18 protein-coding genes are annotated in these 18,860 nt (G+C 39.8%); 11 read left to right on the top strand and 7 right to left on the bottom strand.

Going from position 1 to position 18,860, the window contains the following annotated elements:
• Positions 1-82: 82 nt before the first annotated feature.
• Positions 83-898 (top strand): nucleoside triphosphate pyrophosphohydrolase, encoded by an 816-nt coding sequence (gene mazG / locus NXS00_RS12910; RefSeq protein ID WP_258099624.1) that lies wholly within the window; start codon positions 83-85, stop codon positions 896-898.
• A gap of 144 nt (positions 899-1,042) precedes the next feature.
• On the opposite strand, the gene NXS00_RS12905 is transcribed toward mazG, so the two are convergent.
• Entirely contained in the window at positions 1,043-3,607 is a 2,565-nt protein-coding gene (locus tag NXS00_RS12905; RefSeq protein ID WP_258099623.1) for a pectate lyase family protein, read from the bottom strand.
• 443 nt (positions 3,608-4,050) lie between these two features.
• On the opposite strand from NXS00_RS12905, the gene mscL reads away from it, so the two are divergent.
• The 5 genes from mscL to NXS00_RS12880 all read left to right on the top strand — a co-directional run bounded on the left by mscL (position 4,051) and on the right by NXS00_RS12880 (position 8,054).
• Complete coding sequence (gene mscL / locus NXS00_RS12900; protein ID WP_258099622.1) at positions 4,051-4,467, top strand: large-conductance mechanosensitive channel protein MscL; 417 nt, start codon at positions 4,051-4,053, stop codon at positions 4,465-4,467.
• A gap of 87 nt (positions 4,468-4,554) precedes the next feature.
• A complete protein-coding gene (locus NXS00_RS12895) occupies positions 4,555-4,932 on the top strand; it encodes a BlaI/MecI/CopY family transcriptional regulator (protein ID WP_258099621.1) in 378 nt (125 codons plus the stop codon).
• Positions 4,929-6,356, top strand: a complete 1,428-nt coding sequence (locus tag NXS00_RS12890) for an N-acetylmuramoyl-L-alanine amidase (protein WP_258099620.1) — start codon at positions 4,929-4,931, stop codon at positions 6,354-6,356. The genes NXS00_RS12895 and NXS00_RS12890 overlap by 4 nt, the downstream gene beginning before the upstream one ends.
• Positions 6,357-7,601 (top strand): DUF418 domain-containing protein, encoded by a 1,245-nt coding sequence (locus NXS00_RS12885; RefSeq protein WP_258099619.1) that lies wholly within the window; start codon positions 6,357-6,359, stop codon positions 7,599-7,601.
• An 18-nt stretch (positions 7,602-7,619) separates the two neighbouring features.
• Complete coding sequence (locus tag NXS00_RS12880; RefSeq protein WP_258099618.1) at positions 7,620-8,054, top strand: SRPBCC family protein; 435 nt, start codon at positions 7,620-7,622, stop codon at positions 8,052-8,054.
• Positions 8,055-8,108: 54 nt separating this feature from the next.
• Here the strand turns inward: NXS00_RS12880 and NXS00_RS12875 are convergent, their stop codons facing one another.
• The 3 genes from NXS00_RS12875 to NXS00_RS12865 all read right to left on the bottom strand — a co-directional run bounded on the left by NXS00_RS12875 (position 8,109) and on the right by NXS00_RS12865 (position 11,420).
• Positions 8,109-8,738, bottom strand: a complete 630-nt coding sequence (locus tag NXS00_RS12875; protein ID WP_258099617.1) for a thioredoxin family protein — start codon at positions 8,736-8,738, stop codon at positions 8,109-8,111.
• An 8-nt stretch (positions 8,739-8,746) separates the two neighbouring features.
• On the bottom strand, positions 8,747-9,262 hold the full coding sequence (locus tag NXS00_RS12870; protein WP_258099616.1) for a TlpA family protein disulfide reductase: 516 nt from the start codon (positions 9,260-9,262) through the stop codon (positions 8,747-8,749).
• Between the two features lie 364 nt (positions 9,263-9,626).
• Complete coding sequence (locus tag NXS00_RS12865; RefSeq protein WP_308709065.1) at positions 9,627-11,420, bottom strand: chloride channel protein; 1,794 nt, start codon at positions 11,418-11,420, stop codon at positions 9,627-9,629.
• Between the two features lie 56 nt (positions 11,421-11,476).
• Between NXS00_RS12865 and NXS00_RS12860 the strand changes: the two genes are divergently transcribed.
• Together NXS00_RS12860 and NXS00_RS12855 are read left to right on the top strand one after the other, a co-directional pair.
• A complete protein-coding gene (locus tag NXS00_RS12860; protein ID WP_258099615.1) occupies positions 11,477-11,866 on the top strand; it encodes a VOC family protein in 390 nt (129 codons plus the stop codon).
• Positions 11,867-12,018: 152 nt separating this feature from the next.
• Positions 12,019-12,678 (top strand): YiaD family glycine zipper/OmpA-like lipoprotein, encoded by a 660-nt coding sequence (locus NXS00_RS12855; RefSeq protein ID WP_506530936.1) that lies wholly within the window; start codon positions 12,019-12,021, stop codon positions 12,676-12,678.
• A 71-nt stretch (positions 12,679-12,749) separates the two neighbouring features.
• On the opposite strand, the gene map is transcribed toward NXS00_RS12855, so the two are convergent.
• From map to fumC, 3 genes are all read right to left on the bottom strand, one after another.
• Complete coding sequence (gene map / locus NXS00_RS12850; protein WP_258099613.1) at positions 12,750-13,541, bottom strand: type I methionyl aminopeptidase; 792 nt, start codon at positions 13,539-13,541, stop codon at positions 12,750-12,752.
• Positions 13,542-13,627: 86 nt separating this feature from the next.
• A complete protein-coding gene (locus NXS00_RS12845) occupies positions 13,628-14,233 on the bottom strand; it encodes an Ezrin/radixin/moesin family protein (RefSeq protein ID WP_258099612.1) in 606 nt (201 codons plus the stop codon).
• Between the two features lie 77 nt (positions 14,234-14,310).
• Complete coding sequence (gene fumC / locus NXS00_RS12840) at positions 14,311-15,714, bottom strand: class II fumarate hydratase (protein WP_258099611.1); 1,404 nt, start codon at positions 15,712-15,714, stop codon at positions 14,311-14,313.
• 249 nt (positions 15,715-15,963) lie between these two features.
• On the opposite strand from fumC, the gene NXS00_RS12835 reads away from it, so the two are divergent.
• The 3 genes from NXS00_RS12835 to feoB all read left to right on the top strand — a co-directional run bounded on the left by NXS00_RS12835 (position 15,964) and on the right by feoB (position 18,859).
• Entirely contained in the window at positions 15,964-16,605 is a 642-nt protein-coding gene (locus NXS00_RS12835) for a response regulator transcription factor (RefSeq protein WP_258099610.1), read from the top strand.
• Positions 16,606-16,671: 66 nt separating this feature from the next.
• Positions 16,672-16,890, top strand: a complete 219-nt coding sequence (locus NXS00_RS12830; RefSeq protein WP_258099609.1) for a FeoA family protein — start codon at positions 16,672-16,674, stop codon at positions 16,888-16,890.
• A 1-nt stretch (position 16,891) separates the two neighbouring features.
• Positions 16,892-18,859: a ferrous iron transport protein B gene (gene feoB, locus NXS00_RS12825; protein WP_258099608.1), complete on the top strand. Its 1,968-nt coding sequence runs from the start codon at positions 16,892-16,894 to the stop codon at positions 18,857-18,859.
• Position 18,860 lies beyond the last annotated feature (1 nt).

Raw genomic sequence — 18,860 nt, 5'->3', positions numbered from 1 at the left:
TATCTATTCATCGAAATTGAGTTGAAAGTCAGTTTTTCTGAACTCACACCTGTAACAATCCTGATCTCACAATGATTTCATTATGTCAAGAAATTTAACGCAACCAGACCCTAAACGTGCCATGAAGCTCAATGCTTTTGATCGTCTACTTACTATCATGGACGAACTCAGGGAAAATTGTCCCTGGGATAAAAAGCAGACAATGGAGTCGCTTCGTCATTTGACTATCGAAGAAACTTATGAGCTGGGCGATGCGATCCTGGAAAATGACATGGAAGAGGTGAAAAAGGAACTTGGAGACCTGATGTTGCATATGGTTTTTTATGCGAGAATCGGTTCCGAGAAAGGTGCGTTTGATGTTTCTGATGTGTTGACTGAGGTCTGTGAGAAGCTAATTCGTAGACATCCGCATATTTATGGAGATGTAAAAGCGGAGGATGAAAATGTGGTTAAGGAAAATTGGGAAAAAATCAAATTGAAGGAAAAAGGTAATAAATCGGTACTTGGAGGAGTGCCTGGTTCATTGCCTGCTATGGTAAAAGCCATGCGAATTCAAGAAAAGGCAAGAGGTGCCGGTTTTGATTGGGAGAAAAAAGAGCAGGTTTGGGAGAAAGTAGAAGAAGAGATGAATGAATTCAAAGAAGAATTCAACATTGAAGATGAGTCTCGAATCGATCGGGAAAAGGCTCAGAATGAATTTGGTGATTTGCTTTTTTCACTGATCAATTATTCAAGATTTATAGACATCAATCCGGAGGAGGCGCTTGAGCGAACTAATAAAAAGTTCATTAAACGATTCAATTACCTCGAATCAGAATCAAAGAAGGATGGGAAAACGCTCTCAGAGATGAGTCTGGATGAAATGGATGAATATTGGGATAAAGCCAAATCACTTTAAAAGGAGCTGTCTCAAAAGCTACTTTCATATGTCATTTCGAGGTAACGAGAAATCTTACTCATATGATTATCAATATGTTAAAATATAAGATGGATTTCTCCAAAGTCGAAATGACACCTTTTGAGACAGCCCCGCTAAGTTCATTTATTCTTTTATGAACATTTTGATTCGGGTGTAACTACCATTGTTTAGTTGAAGCACGTATGTACCTTTTGAAAGAGAACTGACATCAATTTTTTGTTGTTCGTTGGTCAATTTCATTTTCATTACTTCTACACCGCTCAAATCAACTATCCTAAGATTTTCTTGTCCATTGAAGTCTGGTACCGCAATTTGCAACTCATTAAGAGTTGGGTTTGGATAGACAATAACCTCTTCTTTTTGTACTAGTTCATCAGACGGAAGTCCGAGTCTCGAGTTGCTTAGTTTACCTACCCCAGCATTAGCAACCACTACGGAAGGCACATTCACCGCAGTGTTCGTGGAGTAGCTGTAAGGAATAGTAGCAGAACACGCATAGGGTTCGTTAATATCTCCACTAAAGTTCTCTGTGACATTATCGAAAATATTTCCGCTTTCATCAGTGCCTCCTAGATCATCACTATATGCTGAGACTATTGGGTTTTGAGAATCTTTAAAGTAGTTGTTTTCTACTCTAAGACAGGCGCCCATTCGGGAGTTGATTCCGGTAGAAGCTACACCACTGTAATAGTTATTGTAAATATGTCCATTACCAAACCTGAACAGAGGCATGCGTGAATTGACATTATCAAAATAGTTATGATGGATGGTGATTTTTCGATCGTCACTATCACTATCAGAACTGCCTACTAGCATCATTTTCCAGCTGTCGTGCAAGTAGTTGTAGGAATAGGTGATGTATTCAGAATCACTTTTTGCATCTAGAAGTCCGTCATAGTAATCTTTGTCTGCTCCCTGATATTGCGCATATAGTTCACAATGGTCTACCCATACATGATCGGCAGGGCCTTCTATGCTGATAGCATCCTTATCTCCGATATTCACATGATGAACAGTCACGTTTTGTATGATCACATTTCCAGCGCGAAATACTTTGATGCCGATTCCGTCAAATTCACCGCTTGTTCCTACACCGATTAACGAAACATCTCGTACATCTTTGATGTCAATTTTAGTGGCAGATGTGTTGGAAGGTGTAATTGTTCCGTTGACGTAAATCGTTAAAGGCTGAGTGATAATGTCATCCTTTTTTTGATCTATTGCATCCAGAATACAGTCTCCTGTAGAGCAAGTGACACTTACACCTCCAGCGCCTCCAGTTGTTCCACCTGCTTGTGTCGCCCAACCAACCAGGTTGGTATTCACAGGAGGGTTCCCTCCGTTGCTAAAGAGCGCAGTGATGTTTTTGTTTTCATTCATTGTTACAGATATGGTGCTACTAGAGCCGGAAGCATCACCACTCCATCCTACGAAATTGTAGCCACTTGCCGGATTTGCGGTCAGAGTGACTTGAGTTCCTTCCTGGTAGGTACTTCCAGATGGGCTAGCTGATACAGACCCTCCGTTGCCCGGGTTGCTAGAAACTGATAATGAATAGTATTCTGGATCGGGTCCGCCTCCACCATCACATGACGCGCTAGATAGTGTGCCAGGGCCAGTTACCACAATTCTATCTATGTTGGGTAGCCCTTCCCCAGATGTTGCTACAAGGGAAATGCTGTTGTTTCCTGAGGTCAGATTGATGGAAGTGCTGACTGAGTTCCAACTAGCCCAGGCGCCGGTAGAAGGTAGGTTTAGTGAGCTAACTTGTGTACTGGAGTTTACCACAACATTGGCTGGTCTTGATGATGTAGCAGCGTACCTTATTTCAAGGCTGTAACTTCCAGAAGTGGTACTATTTACTGAGAAGTTAACGCTGTTTCCGGAAGCGTTATCAGTATTGGAATAACCAGAACCAGTATATCCTGAATGTTCTGTTTCTACATCACCATCTACTCCACAAAATCCATTGCTGCCTGCAGCATCCAATGAAACCGAACTAGAGCTGTTGCCAGAGATAAAATTGGCAATAATGTTCAGGTTAGAATTAACGGTGACATTTATAGGATTGCTAGTTCCTGAGGCATCACCAGACCATCCATCAAATTGATATCCGGAGGATGGGCTAGCGGTCAATGAGATGACAGAACCTGCAGAATAACTTCCTCCACCTGTCACGGTTCCACTTCCGTTAGTTGAAGTGCTGACGGTGTATTGGGTGGTACCTCCAGAAGAGTTGTAGGTTTCAAATTCCGCTATTTGAGGAGTTCCACTTGAACTGAGGATGATCAAACTTATTTTGTCAAAGGACTGAGAACTAAAGGTGATTAGTCCATTGGAAGGAATTCCGTTTCCTGATGTAACCAGGCTCCCTGAATTATCCTGCCTTATTTCCCAGTTTTGTATGCGATTACCTATTTCTTCTATAACCACTGCATTCAGTGTTTGACCATTCAGGGATTTGATGGAAATTCTTTCATTGGTTGTGCTATTTGGTGACCAATACGAACCTAAATCCCCGTCTCTTACATTGCCATAGGATGTCCCACTTGCTTTACTGGTGCCATCTGATCCTGCTCCTATTGAGTAGTTGGTTCCTAGGGATTGAGATTGTGCAAATTGTGCACAGGAGAATATCAAGATTAAGGTTAGACTAATCCTGATAGAATTTGTGAGTACTTTTTTCATTGTGATTTTAATTGTTTGTTTATTGAATTTTCAGTGCAAACGATTGCGCACTATTTTCTTAAAAAAGGTCTTTTAGTATTTAGCTCACGGTAGGTGGAGTGAGTAGAGTGAAAATACTAATTAGACCCGAACTCATGCGATTAAGCAATGAGTCACTGCGGACACTATAGAATAATTGCAATTAACTACTTAGTCTACTAAAGTAAATTGAAATAATTTTAAATGCAAACGATTGCATAAAATAAAATTAATTGTTTCTGTTGCATCTGAATTTCTATATCCGTGTTGAAGGCGTTGTTAATTTGCTGGATCTCTTCGCTTTGATGTGATTTAATTGACCAAATGCTTATTTTTAGTAAAATGGAAAGAGCGTAAGTCTTTTTCCTAACTCTGATGGTTCAATTCAATATTGATTCTAATCAAACTCAATAAATAGACTCTCTATGAAAATGCTCAAAGAATTTAAAGCCTTCGTAATGAAGGGCAACATATTGGATCTAGCTGTGGCTGTGATCATAGGTGCTGCTTTTAAGGCGATTGTTACTTCGTTTGTGAATGACATCTTAATGCCTCCAATTGGGATTATATTAGGGGGTGTAGATTTTAGTGAATTGGCTTATGTTTTAAAAGAAGCGACAGAAGAGGCAGCTGCTGTTACCATAAGTTATGGGCTGTTCATTCAGCGAGTAGTCGACTTTTTAATCACAGCATTTGTGATTTTTATGGTCATAAAGACCTATAATAAGTACGAGCGAAAGAAAGAAGAAGCAACTCCAATTCCTACACCTCCAAAGCAAGAGGTATTGCTCGAAGAAATTAGAGATTTATTAAAAACACAGTCTGGTAAAACAGAGCAATAAAAGCTCGAATTAAAAGGCTCCTATATCAGAGCCTTTTATTATTGAATATAATTACTACATTTGTAGTATCACTATTATGATTGTAGTATGAAGTTCAATCAAAGCGAAGAGCAAATCATGAAGTATCTGTGGAAACTTGATACAGCCTACATGAAGGATTTAGTAGAAGAGTTTCCAGATCCAAAACCTGCGTACACTACTGTGGCTACTATGGTTACTCGAATGATTAAGAAGGACTATATCGGATTTACGCAGCGTGGAAGTGTAAGAGAGTACTACCCCAAAATTCGCAAGACAGATTATTTCTCAGGCCAGATAAAGACCATGATGAAGGACTTTTTTAATAATTCAGCGGCACAGTTTGGGTCATTCTTCGCTAAGAAAACGGAGCTGTCTGTAGACCAGTTGGAAGAACTCAAACGCATGATTGAGGAGGAAATAGAAGAAAAGCGCAAAGAGTCATGATTAGATATCTAATTCTTTCATCGCTGTTTCTGGCTTTTGGGCTGATCAGTTATCATATATTCCTCAAACAAGAAAAAGCCTTTGTTGCGAACAGGTTCTTTTTGATTGGAGCACTCATCATCTCATTGATTATTCCTTTCATCATTATCCCAGTGGAATTCTTATCGATTGAAAATGAACAATCCCATGGAAGCCTGGAGATTTTGGAAACAGCAACTTCTATCGTACCAACGTTTGAGGAAACAGAAGTTGATGTGAATGATTCTGCCTGGATTTTTTCCTGGACATTATTTCTAGTGATGATTTATCTGGTAGGAGTTGGATTGATGCTGGTTCGTTTTATTAACGGATTGCTTAAAATCAGGCAGATCCGGCTTCAAAGTAATGCTACAGATCAGCAAAATATATTTATCAATGAGCGATTGAGCCAGCCATTTTCATTTTGGAATATGGTATTCCTATGCAGTAAAGAGCAGCAACAGGATGAGCATTTGTTGGCACACGAGTTGGTTCATGTTCAACAGTTTCATTCTGTTGATATTTTATTAGCAGAGCTATTAATGATTGCTTATTGGTTCAATCCATTGGTATATCTCTATAGAAAGTCCATATCACTCAATCACGAATTTGAAGCGGACCAAAAAGCAATACGATACAATTCAGATATTAAAGATTATTTGTACAAGGTCGTTGGCGTCTCCCAAAACCACCGTCCTCAATTGGCTCTGGCAAGTAATTTTTCTTTTGTTTCACTTAAAAGCAGATTGCACATGATTACCAAAAAAGAGTCAACGAGAACAGTAAAAGCACTCAAATGGAGTTCCATTCTAATTGCATCAATGACGCTGTTATCAGCATTTGTTGTAAAACCGGTCAGTGGATTGGCGAATCCTGAAAAAGAATTTGTTGTGGTGATTGATGCCGGACATGGTGGAAAGGATCCGGGAACCAATAATAAAAAAGGCCACCAAGAAAAAGATGTAGTCTTGAGTGTGGCTAAGCTATTACAAGAAGAGTTTGCAGGCACTAATATCAAAGTGGTGATGTCTCGATCAGATGATACCTATTTGACTCTTGAGGAAAGAATAAAACTTACAGAACAAGCTGATTTGAATGTGTCCTTGCATGTAGAGACCATGGATAGTGATCGAGAATTGCAGTTGTTTATTTATGATGAGGGCATGCCGTATGCTGAGCAATCAGAGCGTATTGCCAGAGTGATGGCGCTGCAATTTGATGATGAAGATTGTGGATCTGTAGGTCATTCCAACTACCGAGTATTGCGTGAAGCCAAGTGCCCTTCGGTTATGGCGATCTTAGGTGTTTTTTCAAATCCAGAAATGGAGAAAAGGATGCTTTCCAAGTCTGGTCAGAAAGATATTGCAGATAGATTGAGCAAAGCAATCCGCATCGCATCTCTGTAAATGAATCATTCTTCAGAGAGAATTCACGGATTAGATTTTATTAGAGGGATAGCTGTTCTGGGCATATTCGTTATGAATATGGAGTCATTTAGCTATCCAGCTCCCTTTAAGCCAGCAGCCTATGGGTTTGAGACGTCTCTCGATCATGAAGTTAGATTCTGGGTGTATTGGCTTTTTCAGGGTAAATTCTTTGGAATTTTTGCACTCTTGTTTGCGGTTGGATTTGATATATTTCTTGGCAACTTGGAAAAAAGAGGACTTGGACTTCAATCCATGGACGTCTACGGTAGACGCTTGCTTTGGCTTTTCGTTATTGGTGTGGTTCACTGTATTTTCTTGTGGACAGGAGATATTTTACATCATTACGCCATATGCGGACTTCTTTTGATTCCTTTTCGATCGTTTTCTCAGAAAGGGATTCTATTTTCTATTCTGGCCTTGTCACTAGTTTTGTTTTACAATGACTATCAGCGTGTAGATAGTCGTCAGTCCAAATTTGAAGACTTCCAAGAAGCTATTGCGGTAACTTCTGTAGATCGAAGTGCTGAGCAAAATAAAAGTATTGAATCCTGGGAGAGAGTAACAAGTCAGCCTGAGCAAGAATCGTATGATGATGATAATCCTAGACTTGGAGATTATTGGTCCAACTTTGACGAAAATCTAGAGCATGTAGGTTTTAATTCTGGGAAGATATTTTATTCCGGTATTCTGATCCGAACGCTAATTCTTATGCTGGCCGGAGTCTGGTTATGGAGAATGCAGGTGTTCCAAGATTACCAATCAGTCAAGGGGTATTGGTTATGGACTCTTGTGGTCATATCAGTCGGCTTACTTATTAATTATCTGCGTAGTGCACACTGGACGTTCTACTCACATGAGCCAATTCTCAGTTATTGGCGAGCATGGACAGAAACGTTGGCTAAAGAAATACTTGCTGTTGGCTATGTGCTACTACTGAATGGGTTCTACCAAAAATTGAATCAGCCTTTGACAATCCTTAACAAGGTTGGCAAGATGGCTTTGAGCGTTTACATCTTTCAGACTCTTCAAGGAGTTTTGTTCTTTTATGGATATGGTTTCGGTTACTTCAATCTATTGTCCAGATCAGAACTCTTGGTTGTCATACTTTGTGGCTGGGCTGTGCAGCTTCTGGTGGTTTACTGGTATTCAATGTACTTCAAACAAGGGCCATTGGAGTATGTGTGGCGAAAATTGACGTATCGGGCTGCTAAAACAACTCCTTGATGATTTGGTTTATTAGCCATGAAGATCACCATAAAGACTCGAGTGAACTCAGATCTGCAACGGGTCAAATCAGGTTTTACTGAAAAATTGTTTCTTTCTCTTAATCCACCTTTTCCACCGGTTAGGCTATTGGAGTTCGGAGGGTGTGAAACAGGCGACATAGTGTCGTTGCAGTTGAATTTTATATTTTTCAAGCAGACCTGGACTAGTGAGATTACTCAGGATACCCAAACTGAAAATGAATGGCTTTTTGTAGACCAGGGAATCAAACTTCCATTCTTTCTTAAATCCTGGACACATCGACATGTTGTGGAAAAAGAAGGTACAGGATCCGTAATTATTGATGATATCAAGTATTCTACAGGGACATTCCTTACAGATCTGATCATGTATCCAGTATTGATGGGGCAGTTTCTTTATCGAAAGCCGATTTATAAGAGAGTCTTTAAATAAAAAAAGGCAGCCCCTAACGAGCTGCCTCTACCTGTAACTGGTATCTTTTGGTAATTAAGCATCTTTCCATTTAATGGTGCAACCAATGGCTCTTTTGCTAGTTACCGCAGGTTTTTTGCCTGCTAGTAGCGCATTTACTGCGTCTTCTACATATTTTTCGCTGGCATCTGCTGCTTCTCTTGGGCTATCATCAATAGCACCAATGTACTCAATTTTGTATTTGCCCGCTGCTTCTTTGTTCAAAACATATACGTGAGGAGTTTTAGTAGCTCCATATGCTGTGGCCACTTCCTGGCTATCATCACGCAAATAAGGGAATGTGTATCCTTTTTCTTTTGCTCGCTCCACCATCTTGTCCATACTATCATCAGGTTGTTTGTTGATGTCATTTGGATTGATGGCAATTACAGGGAACCCTTTAGCTGCGTATTTCTTATCAAGATCGATTACTCTTTGCTCATATGCTTTTGCATAGGGACAGGTATTGCAGGTAAATACCACAATAAACCCTTTAGCTGAAGTATAGCCAGATAAAGAGACACTTTTACCATCAATATTTTTCAATGAAAAATCTTCGGCATAGTCACCGACATCATATCCATTTTCGCTGGCATCAGTGGCATTTACAAAAAGGACTGCCACAGTTACTAATAGTCCTGTAATTACAAGTATCGTTTTTTTCATAAGATCACTCATTTCGAAGCTAAACTTTTTACTACTTGTTCGAGCTCACTTTTCTCGAATGCTTTTTCGTAGAAATATTTTTTACCCGATGGAGATACAAAAAGTGTTGCTGGTATTGCACCACTCCATGCCTCACTTATCTTAGGGATGTATTCGTCGTAATTTGTGGAGTTGAGAAGATATGTATCAGATTGAATACTCTTCTTTTCAATAAGTTTTTGCGCTTTGCCCATGTCTTCTGGAAAGTCCAGACTTATAAACACTACATCGGCGCTTTTTGAAGAATTGAGTTCTTCGAAATATGGCATTTCTTTCACACAAGGGCCACACCATGAAGCCCAAAAATTATACACTTTTACCTGATCACCTTTTTCGGCAATCATATTATCAAGTGATTCAACCGAAATCAATTTAACCTCTTGCGCATTCGCTCCAAGACACAATAAAATGATTCCAAACGCTATGATTTGACGCATGCTACTACATACGTATTTCAGTTCAAAAAGTTGGAATATTTTATTCATTGTACTATTCTAAGATTGCACGCTTTAAAATGGTTGTTTGTGATGGTTTACAGTTAATAAATCCATAACATGAATTGTACTGCATAGGTAATTTCCCATGTTGCTTCATAATTTATAAGCAAATCACCTATGACACTTTTCCAATGGGAACTTACAAAAACTAGGTTTTGAGTACAATTCCACAAAAAATTATTTATTCACATTTTATGCACGTTATCCACATACCTCTAAAATGCACTTATAAGTATCTGAAAAACAAGAAGATACATAGCTGTTGCTCAATCAAGTCGATGTGGATATCTCAATTTCGAAAATTTTAAGCCATAAAATGTGGAAAAACAGCTCTCACGCGTTGGAATGACGATTATTCCTTCGTTTGACGTATCAGTTTCTTTCTGTATGCATTGAATATACGGGACTTTGAGACAAAACCGATGTACCTACCCTCGTCTATCACTGGTAGATTCCATGCTTGTGTTAACTCAAATTTATTCATCACAGATTGCATTTTTTCCTGAGGGCTAACTTGTGCAGGTGGTTTCTGCATTATGGTCTTGACTATCAGTGCATTCTGTTTTTCTCGATCAAACATGATCTCTCTGATGTCATCCAGGGTCACAATTCCTTCCAGTTCACCGGCTTCATTGATTACTGGGAATATATTTCGTTTGCTAATCTTTACCAGATCTACCAGGTCCTTCAGCGGAGCATTCGGGTGAATAGAAAGTAGGTCTTTTTCGATGATCTTTTTGAGGTCTATTAAACTCAGTACAATTCGATCTCTATCATATTGGATCAGGTCACCTTTCTCAATCAATTGTTTGGTGTAGATACTGTGTTTTTCAAAATAGGAGATCGTCGTAAAGCTGATAGCAGAGACTATCATCAACGGAACAAACAACATATATCCACCAGTGATTTCCGCGATAAGGAATATAGCTGTGAGTGGAGCATGAAGAACACCACTCATCACACCACACATTCCTACCAGGGTAAAGTTGCTTGAGCTGATAGCGCCCGATGGATGAATGACATTAACTACTTTGGTAAACAAGAATCCAACAACTCCACCCATAAATAATGATGGGCCGAAAACTCCCCCACTACCACCTGAGCCAATTGTTAATGCTGTAGCAAAGGGTTTCACCAGGGTAATTAAGAAAAGAACACCTATGATGACCAGATCTTGATCAGCCAAGGAGTAAAAAAAGCTACCGCTGAAAAAGCGCTCGTGATTGCCTTTTAACAAAGATAAGATGGAGTCATAGCCTTCACCATAGATTGGTGGGAATACGAAAATGATCAGTGCTAGTGCCAGGCCACCTAAGGCTGCTCTAGCATAGGCATTGTTTATGCCTTCGATGAAGTCTTCTGTGATATAATTTACTCTAGTAAAATAGAGTGAAGCCAGTCCTGAAATAACACCTAATAAAATGTAGTAGCCTGTATCGGATGCTTCGAAGCTATCTACAATTTTAAACGAGAAAAGCACATCTTCACCTAATAGAATAATGGAGATTAATTGTCCACTTACAGATGCGATAAGTATAGGAATGAACTTGCTGATCTTGACTTCTGTCAGGATTACCTCTATTGCGAAGATTACCCCTGCGATAGGTGAGTTAAAGATGGCTGAAATAGCTCCGGCAGCTCCACAACCTATAAGTAAGGTTCTCTTTTTATAATCTAGGTGGACAAATTGCCCAAAGTTGGAGCCTATAGCAGACCCAGTTACCACAATAGGTGCCTCTAGTCCAACAGATCCACCGAAACCAACTGTAATTGCACTTTTGACCATGTTAGAAAACATGTAGCGCTTTCTAATCCGGCTGGAATTTTTGGAAATGGCCCGGAGAATCCGGGTGATTCCATGTCCAGGAGTATCTTTTAGTACCAATCTGCGTAACAAAATGGTAAGAATAATCCCAACCGCAGGATAAACTATATATAAGTAGTTGATTTTGGTGAGGTCCAGGTTACGCTGAAGCAGATGCTGAACGTAATGTACTGTGGTTTTGAGAGTAACTGCAGCAAGGCCCGCGGTGAGGCCTATCACTCCGGCAACTATCAGTAGGAAGTTGTTGTCGCTGATGTGCTTGAGACGCCACACCAAAAAGCGCATGAGGTAATGTGAAAATTTCTTACTGATTGTGGACACCTCTCAAAGTTACCATTTAGCGATTAGGGAAATCTTTAATTGAATGCAAAAATCACATGGAATTTACCCAAATCAAAGAGACCTGCCTATATGTATCAGATTTAGATCAATCTTATGCATTTTATCATGATAAATTAGGGCTTCCTCTGATTTCTAAAGTGCCTAACCGACACGTCTTCTTCAGATTGGGAACATCTGTCTTGCTCTGTTTTATTGCTGAAGCAACAAAGGGCGAGAAAGAACTCCCACCTCACTTCGCTTCTGGAAAGCAGCACATCGCATTCGAAGTAGCAAAGGACAACTATAATGAGACCAAAGAGAAATTTAAGGTACTAGGTATTGAAATTACTCATTGTCAGAAATGGCCTGGTAGCTATGAGTCATTTTACTTAGAAGATCCTGATGGACATGTATTGGAAATTGTTCCAGAGGGCATGTGGAGTTGATTCTTATTTTGAGAATGTCTATTTCATTATGATTTATTTTTTAGAGCCAAACCCTCAAAATTTACTCATTTAAAGGGTTGGACTCATTTTGGCATCAGTGTGGGTGTTATCACAATTCACTAATGATCATGAAAAAACTACACATACAACTAATGTCAGTTACGCTTTCCTTATCAATTGCTACTATGCCATTGATGATGACAGGATGTAAAGCCTCAAATGCCGCAAAAGGCGGTGCTATTGGTACAGCTGCCGGTGGAGCAATAGGAGCGGTAATTGGAAATTCTCAAGACAATACAGCCGTAGGTGCTATCATAGGTGCAGCGGTCGGTGGTACTGCTGGTGCGCTAATCGGTAGAAATATGGATAAGCAAGCTGAAGAGCTAAGAGCTGATCTTGAAGGTGCCGAAGTAGAAAGAGTTGGAGAAGGAATTAAAATCACTTTTGATTCTGGATTACTGTTTGCACTGGATTCATACGCTTTGAAGTCTGAAACCAGAAGCAATCTGAAAGAACTAGCGGAAACTTTGAACAAGTATGAGAACACCAACATACTAATTGAAGGACATACAGATGCTTCAGGGTCTGATTCTTACAACCAAACACTTTCTGAGAAGCGAGCGAGTTCTGTATCGTCTTATTTGACACAGCAAGACGTTCAGAATAGTCGATTAACTACTATGGGATATGGGGAAGACCAACCTATAGCCGACAATTCTACCTCTACAGGAAGAGCTCAAAATAGAAGAGTGGAAGTGGCCATTTTCGCCAATGATAAAATGAAGCGAATGGCCGAAAAAGGTACTTTATAATTACAATTACGTATTTTATTTGAACACGCAATATCAAAAAAGGGTCGCATTAAGTGACCCTTTTTTATTTCTTAGCTGATGAAACCTCCGTTTTTCTGGAGTGCTTCTTCTATGTATTTGTAACTAGATAAAATTTCTGGTTTTCCATCTACTATGGCAACATCGTGCTCAAAATGAGCTGAAGGCTTTTTATCTGCAGTGACGATCGTCCAGCCATCCGATAATTGAATAACTCTTCGAGTTCCCATGTTGATCATAGGCTCGATAGCGATCACCAATCCTTCTTTAAGTTTGGCTCCTCTTCCTCTCTTGCCGTAGTTAGGTACTTCTGGAGATTCGTGCATTTTCTTACCAAGCCCGTGGCCTACCAACTCACGTACTACTCCATATCCAAAGCTCTCGGTGTAGGTTTGAATGGCATAGCCAATGTCTCCTATTCTATTACCTGCTACTGTTTGCTCTATTCCTTTATATAAGCTGTCTTTAGTTACACGAAGCAATTGCTTTACGTCATCAGGGATTTCTCCAACTGCAAAAGTGTAAGCGTGATCTCCGTAGTAGCCATTTTTAAAAGCACCACAATCCAGGCCAACAATATCACCTTCTTGTAGAGGTCTGTTGGTTGGCAAACCATGGACTACCTGTTCATTTACTGAAGTGATGATCGTGTTGGGATAATCGTACAGTCCAAGAAATCCAGGTACAGCACCCTGATCTCTGATGAATTCTTCAGCGATTTTATCCAACTCTAATGGAGTGACTCCAGGCTTGATGTGCTCAGCCATGAGTCCTAATGTCTTAGATACGATTAATGCGCTTTCGCGCATTATTTCTATTTCTTCTTTGGTTTTGTATTGGATCATAGGAATAAATGAGCCACAAAATTAACACAAACAAAAAACCCTCCGACAAAGCGGAGGGTTTTTTATGCTTAGAAAGCGTATATCTATTATGATTTTGTCACTCCTTCAAGAACTTCTTTCAGTTCTACACGCTGTCCGTCTTTGTACGAAACAACGAATGCACCAGAAACGCCCATGTTTCTAAGGTATTTCTTCAAGGCATCAGCTTCCCAGTAGTCTCTGAATGCTCCAATGGTGTATTTGTTCAAACCATCTTGAGATTCTTGACTAAAGTTGTCCATGTTTTTAGAAGTATCTCCCATGTCCAAAGCTTTGTAAGCTCCGATCTGAACTTTGAATACAACACCCACCTGGTCATTGATTCCACCTCTGTCAACATTTACTGGTTGAGCTGGTTTAGAACTTGCATCAGCCAATTCGTCTCTCAACTTAGAAACTTGACTTTGTAGAGAAGAGATTTGATCATCTTTATCAGCTAATTTGTCATCCACACCAGCTAGTTCGTTTTTCAAGCTCGCTGTTTGACTTTTTAGTGATTTATTTTCCTCTACGAGTGTTTTGAACTGCTCTGGATCCAATCCTTTGATTCTCTTTTTCCACTCTTTTTTCTCTGATTTGGATAGTTGTGCAGTTGCGTTAAAACCTACTGCAACGAACAATACAAATACTGAAAGTGCGACAATTCTTTTCATACTTATAATCTGTTGATTCATAATTATTTACATAACTAACACTAAAGTATTAAAATAACTAAAAAAAAGCTAAAAATTTACTTTTTTAAGCTACCTATCATATCTTCAGGGCGTACCCACTCATCAAATTGTTCGGTAGTCAAAAGACCCAATTCGATAGCTGCAGCTCTAAGTGTAGTTCCTTCTTTATGTGCTTTTTTCGCGATTTTGGCAGCATTTTCATAACCAATGTGTGTATTCAATGCAGTTACCAACATCAATGAGTTTTCCAGTTTTTCTTTAATGACTGGATAATTTGGCTCAATCCCGATAGCACAGTGATCATTGAATGATTCACATGCATCACCAATCAATCTAGCTGATGTTAGCACATTGTAAACCATCATTGGTTTGAATACGTTCAGTTCGAACTGTCCATACATGCCACCAGCAGAAACTGCTACGTCGTTACCGATCACCTGCGCACATACCATTGTCAAAGCTTCACACTGAGTTGGGTTCACCTTACCTGGCATGATAGAAGAACCTGGCTCATTTTCTGGAATGATGATCTCCCCAATTCCACTTCTTGGTCCTGAGCACAGCATTCTGATATCATTGCCAATCTTCATTAAGCTTACTGCTAATTGCTTCAACGCTCCGTGTGTTTCCACCATTGCATCGTGAGCAGCTAATGCTTCAAATTTATTTTCAGCTGTAATGAAAGGTAGACCTGAGTTTTCAGCGATTTTCTTCGCAACCAACACGTCATATCCTTGTGGTGTATTTAATCCTGTACCAACAGCAGTACCTCCAAGAGCCAATTCGCTTAGGTGTGCGAAGGTGTTCTCTAAAGCTTTCAAACCGTGGTTCAATTGAGATACATATCCAGAGAACTCTTGTCCAAGACTAAGTGGGGTGGCATCCATGAAGTGTGTACGGCCGATTTTCACGACATCCTGAAACTGATCTGACTTAGCCTTTAGCGTGTCTCTTAGTTTCTGAACTTTTGGAATGGTGTTCTCTACGATCAATTTGTAAGCAGCAATGTGCATCGCTGTAGGGAACGTGTCATTGGATGACTGGCTCTTATTCACATCGTCATTCGGGTGAATGATTTTGTTGTCATCTAATAATGAACCGCCATTGATCACGTGCGCTCTATTCGCTACCACTTCATTACAGTTCATATTGGACTGAGTACCTGAACCAGTTTGCCAGATTACTAATGGAAATTGATCATCCAATTTTCCTTCTAGGATTTCATCACATACTTGAGCAATCAAATCTTTCTTTTCACCAGCAAGCACGCCTAGTTCATGATTGGCCTGAGCCGCCGATTTCTTTAGAATAGCAAAAGCTTTTACCACTTCAAGGGGCATTTGCATATTTACTCCACCGATCTTGAAGTTATTTCTTGATCTTTCAGTTTGTGCTCCCCAATATTTGTCTGCGGGTACTTTTACTTCCCCCATGGTATCGTGTTCCGTGCGGAATTCCATATCTATCTATAGATTATTTGATGAATAATTTTGATAACCAAAATTAACCGAAACAACGTGATTTAATGAATAAGGCTGTAATTAAATGAGCCTGACATTAGACACTGTATTGCATGATTTATCCAAGAATAGCGGAGGATTATCAAAAAAATCAAATGATGTTGCTATTGATTATTCAATCAAATGGGAACCAAATTGTCTATTTCAGGTTTACCAACTAGATTTGCTGTTTAGAATGATTCTAAATAAATGAGAAAAATTAAAGTTCTGATTTCAGATTTTCAGTTTTTGACACGTGAAGGGCTCATCCACATGGTGAATGAGAAAGATCAGTTTGAGCTGTCAGGTGTTGTGGAAGGGGCTGATGAAGTGATGAAATCAGTACTTCAGGAGCACCCGGATGTGTTGTTAATGGACTATGAGGGTAATGATCCTGTTCTTAAATCTCTTTTAAACCAGGTAGTACAATCCAAAGCCACCAATGTGTTGGTGATTACCAATGAAGACAAGCGCGAGCATATAAAGCCGCTTCTTGATATGGGCATCAAAGGGATCGTAACCAAACAGTGTAGTCAAAGTGAAATATTAAATGCGATAGAGTCCGTGTCGAAGAATACTCGATTTTATTGCAATCGAATTTTGGATGTGCTGTTGGAGAATGAGGAAGAATTCAAAGAAGTGGATTGCGAACCAACCGATCTTTCTCCTAGAGAATATGAGGTATTGCAGTTGATCACCAAGGGACATAAGACGGTGCAGATAGCAGATGAATTAAACGTTAGTGTTCATACCATAAATTCTCATAGGAAGAATATTTTGAAAAAATTAAATTTGAAGTCTCCAACAGAGCTTATAGTCTATGCATTGGAGACGGGTTTGGTGAAAGCGTAATTCACTAGGACTAGTGATTGTACTTCTTTACCACACGCTGTTATTTTGTATTCAATCTGAAAATAGATGCAAACATTAGATTTACTTCAACTCAATAAAGCCGTTACCGTGAAGAGTCTTTCACCGAATGGTGTAACTTCCAAGCTTGTTGATATGGGATTATACCCTGGAAAAACTGTTGAAGTAGTGTTTAAAGCTCCTTTTGGCGGACCAATCGCCATAGATTTGGATGGATACACATTGTCTCTCAGAATAGATGAGGCATCACTCGTAGAAGTGGAGTAATATGAAGATCTCATTAGTTGGAAATCCCAACTCAGGAAAAACGTCTCTTTTTAATCAACTTACTGGTCTTAATCAGAAAATTGGGAACTTCCCAGGGGTTACTGTTGATAAAAAATCTGGTAAGCTAAAGCGATCAGATAGCGAAATAGAAATTCTGGACCTGCCAGGAATCTACAGTTTATACCCCAAGACTCAGGATGAGAAGGTGGTTTATGACCTACTCAGAGATAAAACACATAAAGACTATCCGGATAGAATAGTAGTAGTAGTGGATGCTTCCAACCTGGAGCGAAATCTATTGCTATTTACACAAGTACTCGATTTGGGTGTGCCTGTGACGATGGCGCTCAACATGACCGACGTGGCTGATAAGAAAGGTCTGGTCATTGATATTGAAAAATTGAGTGAGGTCCTTGGTGGAATAGACATTCTTCCAATTGTTGCCAGGACGGGTAAAGGGATCAATGAATTAATTGACCATTTGATCGAGAACAAGCCGGCAAAAACTGCTGAGCCATTCTTGGGTGGTGAGTTTGATAAAGGGCAGTTCTTAATTGATGATCCAGAGGTTAGAAAAGAACGAGTAGAGAATCGTTACAAAAAGATACGTCAGGTGCTCTCCTTTGTGGTGAAGCAAAAGACTCTCCCAAAATCACTAATTAACAGACACCGTGCGGTAGATAAAATCTTAACGCATCCGTTCTTCGGATATGTGATTTTCCTCGGAGTGCTTTTTGTGATTTTCCAGGCTATTTATGCCTGGTCAGAGTGGCCAATGGATTTGATTGATACTTTGTTTGTATCAGCCAGTGCCTGGGTGAAAGATACCTTGCCAGAAGGAATGCTTACCAACCTAATTGCCGAAGGGATCATTCCTGGGCTTGGTGGCGTGGTGATTTTCATTCCTCAGATTACGTTATTATTTGGTTTCATCTTCATATTGGAGGAGACCGGTTATATGAGTCGTGTGGTGTTTATCCTCGATCGATTCATGAGACCTTTTGGATTGAATGGTCGAAGCGTGGTGCCATTGATTTCCGGTGTGGCGTGTGCTATTCCAGCGATAATGGCCACTCGTACCATTGACAACTGGAAAGAGCGATTGATCACCATCATGGTGACTCCTTTGATGAGTTGTTCGGCAAGACTTCCTGTGTATACTTTATTGATAGCGCTGGTAGTGCCAGACACTATGGTAGCTGGTTTCATTAATCTGAAAGGATTGGTGCTTTTAGGACTTTACCTGATTGGGGTGGTCGCTGCTTTGTTGGCTGCTTTGGCTTTCAAATTATTTGTGAAATCCAGGCAAAAGAGCTTCCTGGTTATGGAACTTCCATTGTATAAAATGCCACGTTGGAACAATCTGATCGTGACGCTTTGGGAAAAAGTAAGATTATTCGTTTTTGATGCGGGTAAAATCATTTTTAGTATTTCCATTATCCTGTGGGTGTTGGCAACCTTTGGACCTGGAGATAGAATTGAGGAGGCAGTAGCAAAGATCCCAGAACCAACCAAAGAAGAGCAAGTAGAAGAATATGAGAAAGAAGTGTCTTCTGTGAGCTTGTCCAATTCGTACATTGGAATTCTTGGTCATGCCATTGAACCAGCAATCAAACCATTGGGATACAACTGGCAAATTGGTATTGCGTTGATTACGTCTTTTGCTGCACGTGAAGTGTTTGTTGGATCCATGGCAACCATCTACTCGGTAGGTGAAGACTTTGATGATGAGGCCACGTTGCTGGATAGAATGCGGTCTGAAAAGATACGTGGTACGCAAGAGCCAGTTTACACATTTGCGACAGGATTGTCACTGATGATTTTCTACGCGTTTGCCATGCAGTGTATGAGTACGCTGGCCATTGTGCTTCGTGAAACTAAAAACTGGAAATATCCATTTATACAGTTAGTCTATATGACGGCTTTGGCCTATGTAGCCGCATTAATTACTTATCAACTGTTAAAATAAT

The organism is Marinoscillum pacificum (assembly GCF_024714495.1).
Taxonomy (GTDB): Bacteria; Bacteroidota; Bacteroidia; order Cytophagales; family Cyclobacteriaceae; genus Marinoscillum; species Marinoscillum pacificum.
The sequence above is the reverse complement of the archived record's forward strand: the minus strand, read 5'-3'. Positions and strand labels throughout refer to the sequence as shown.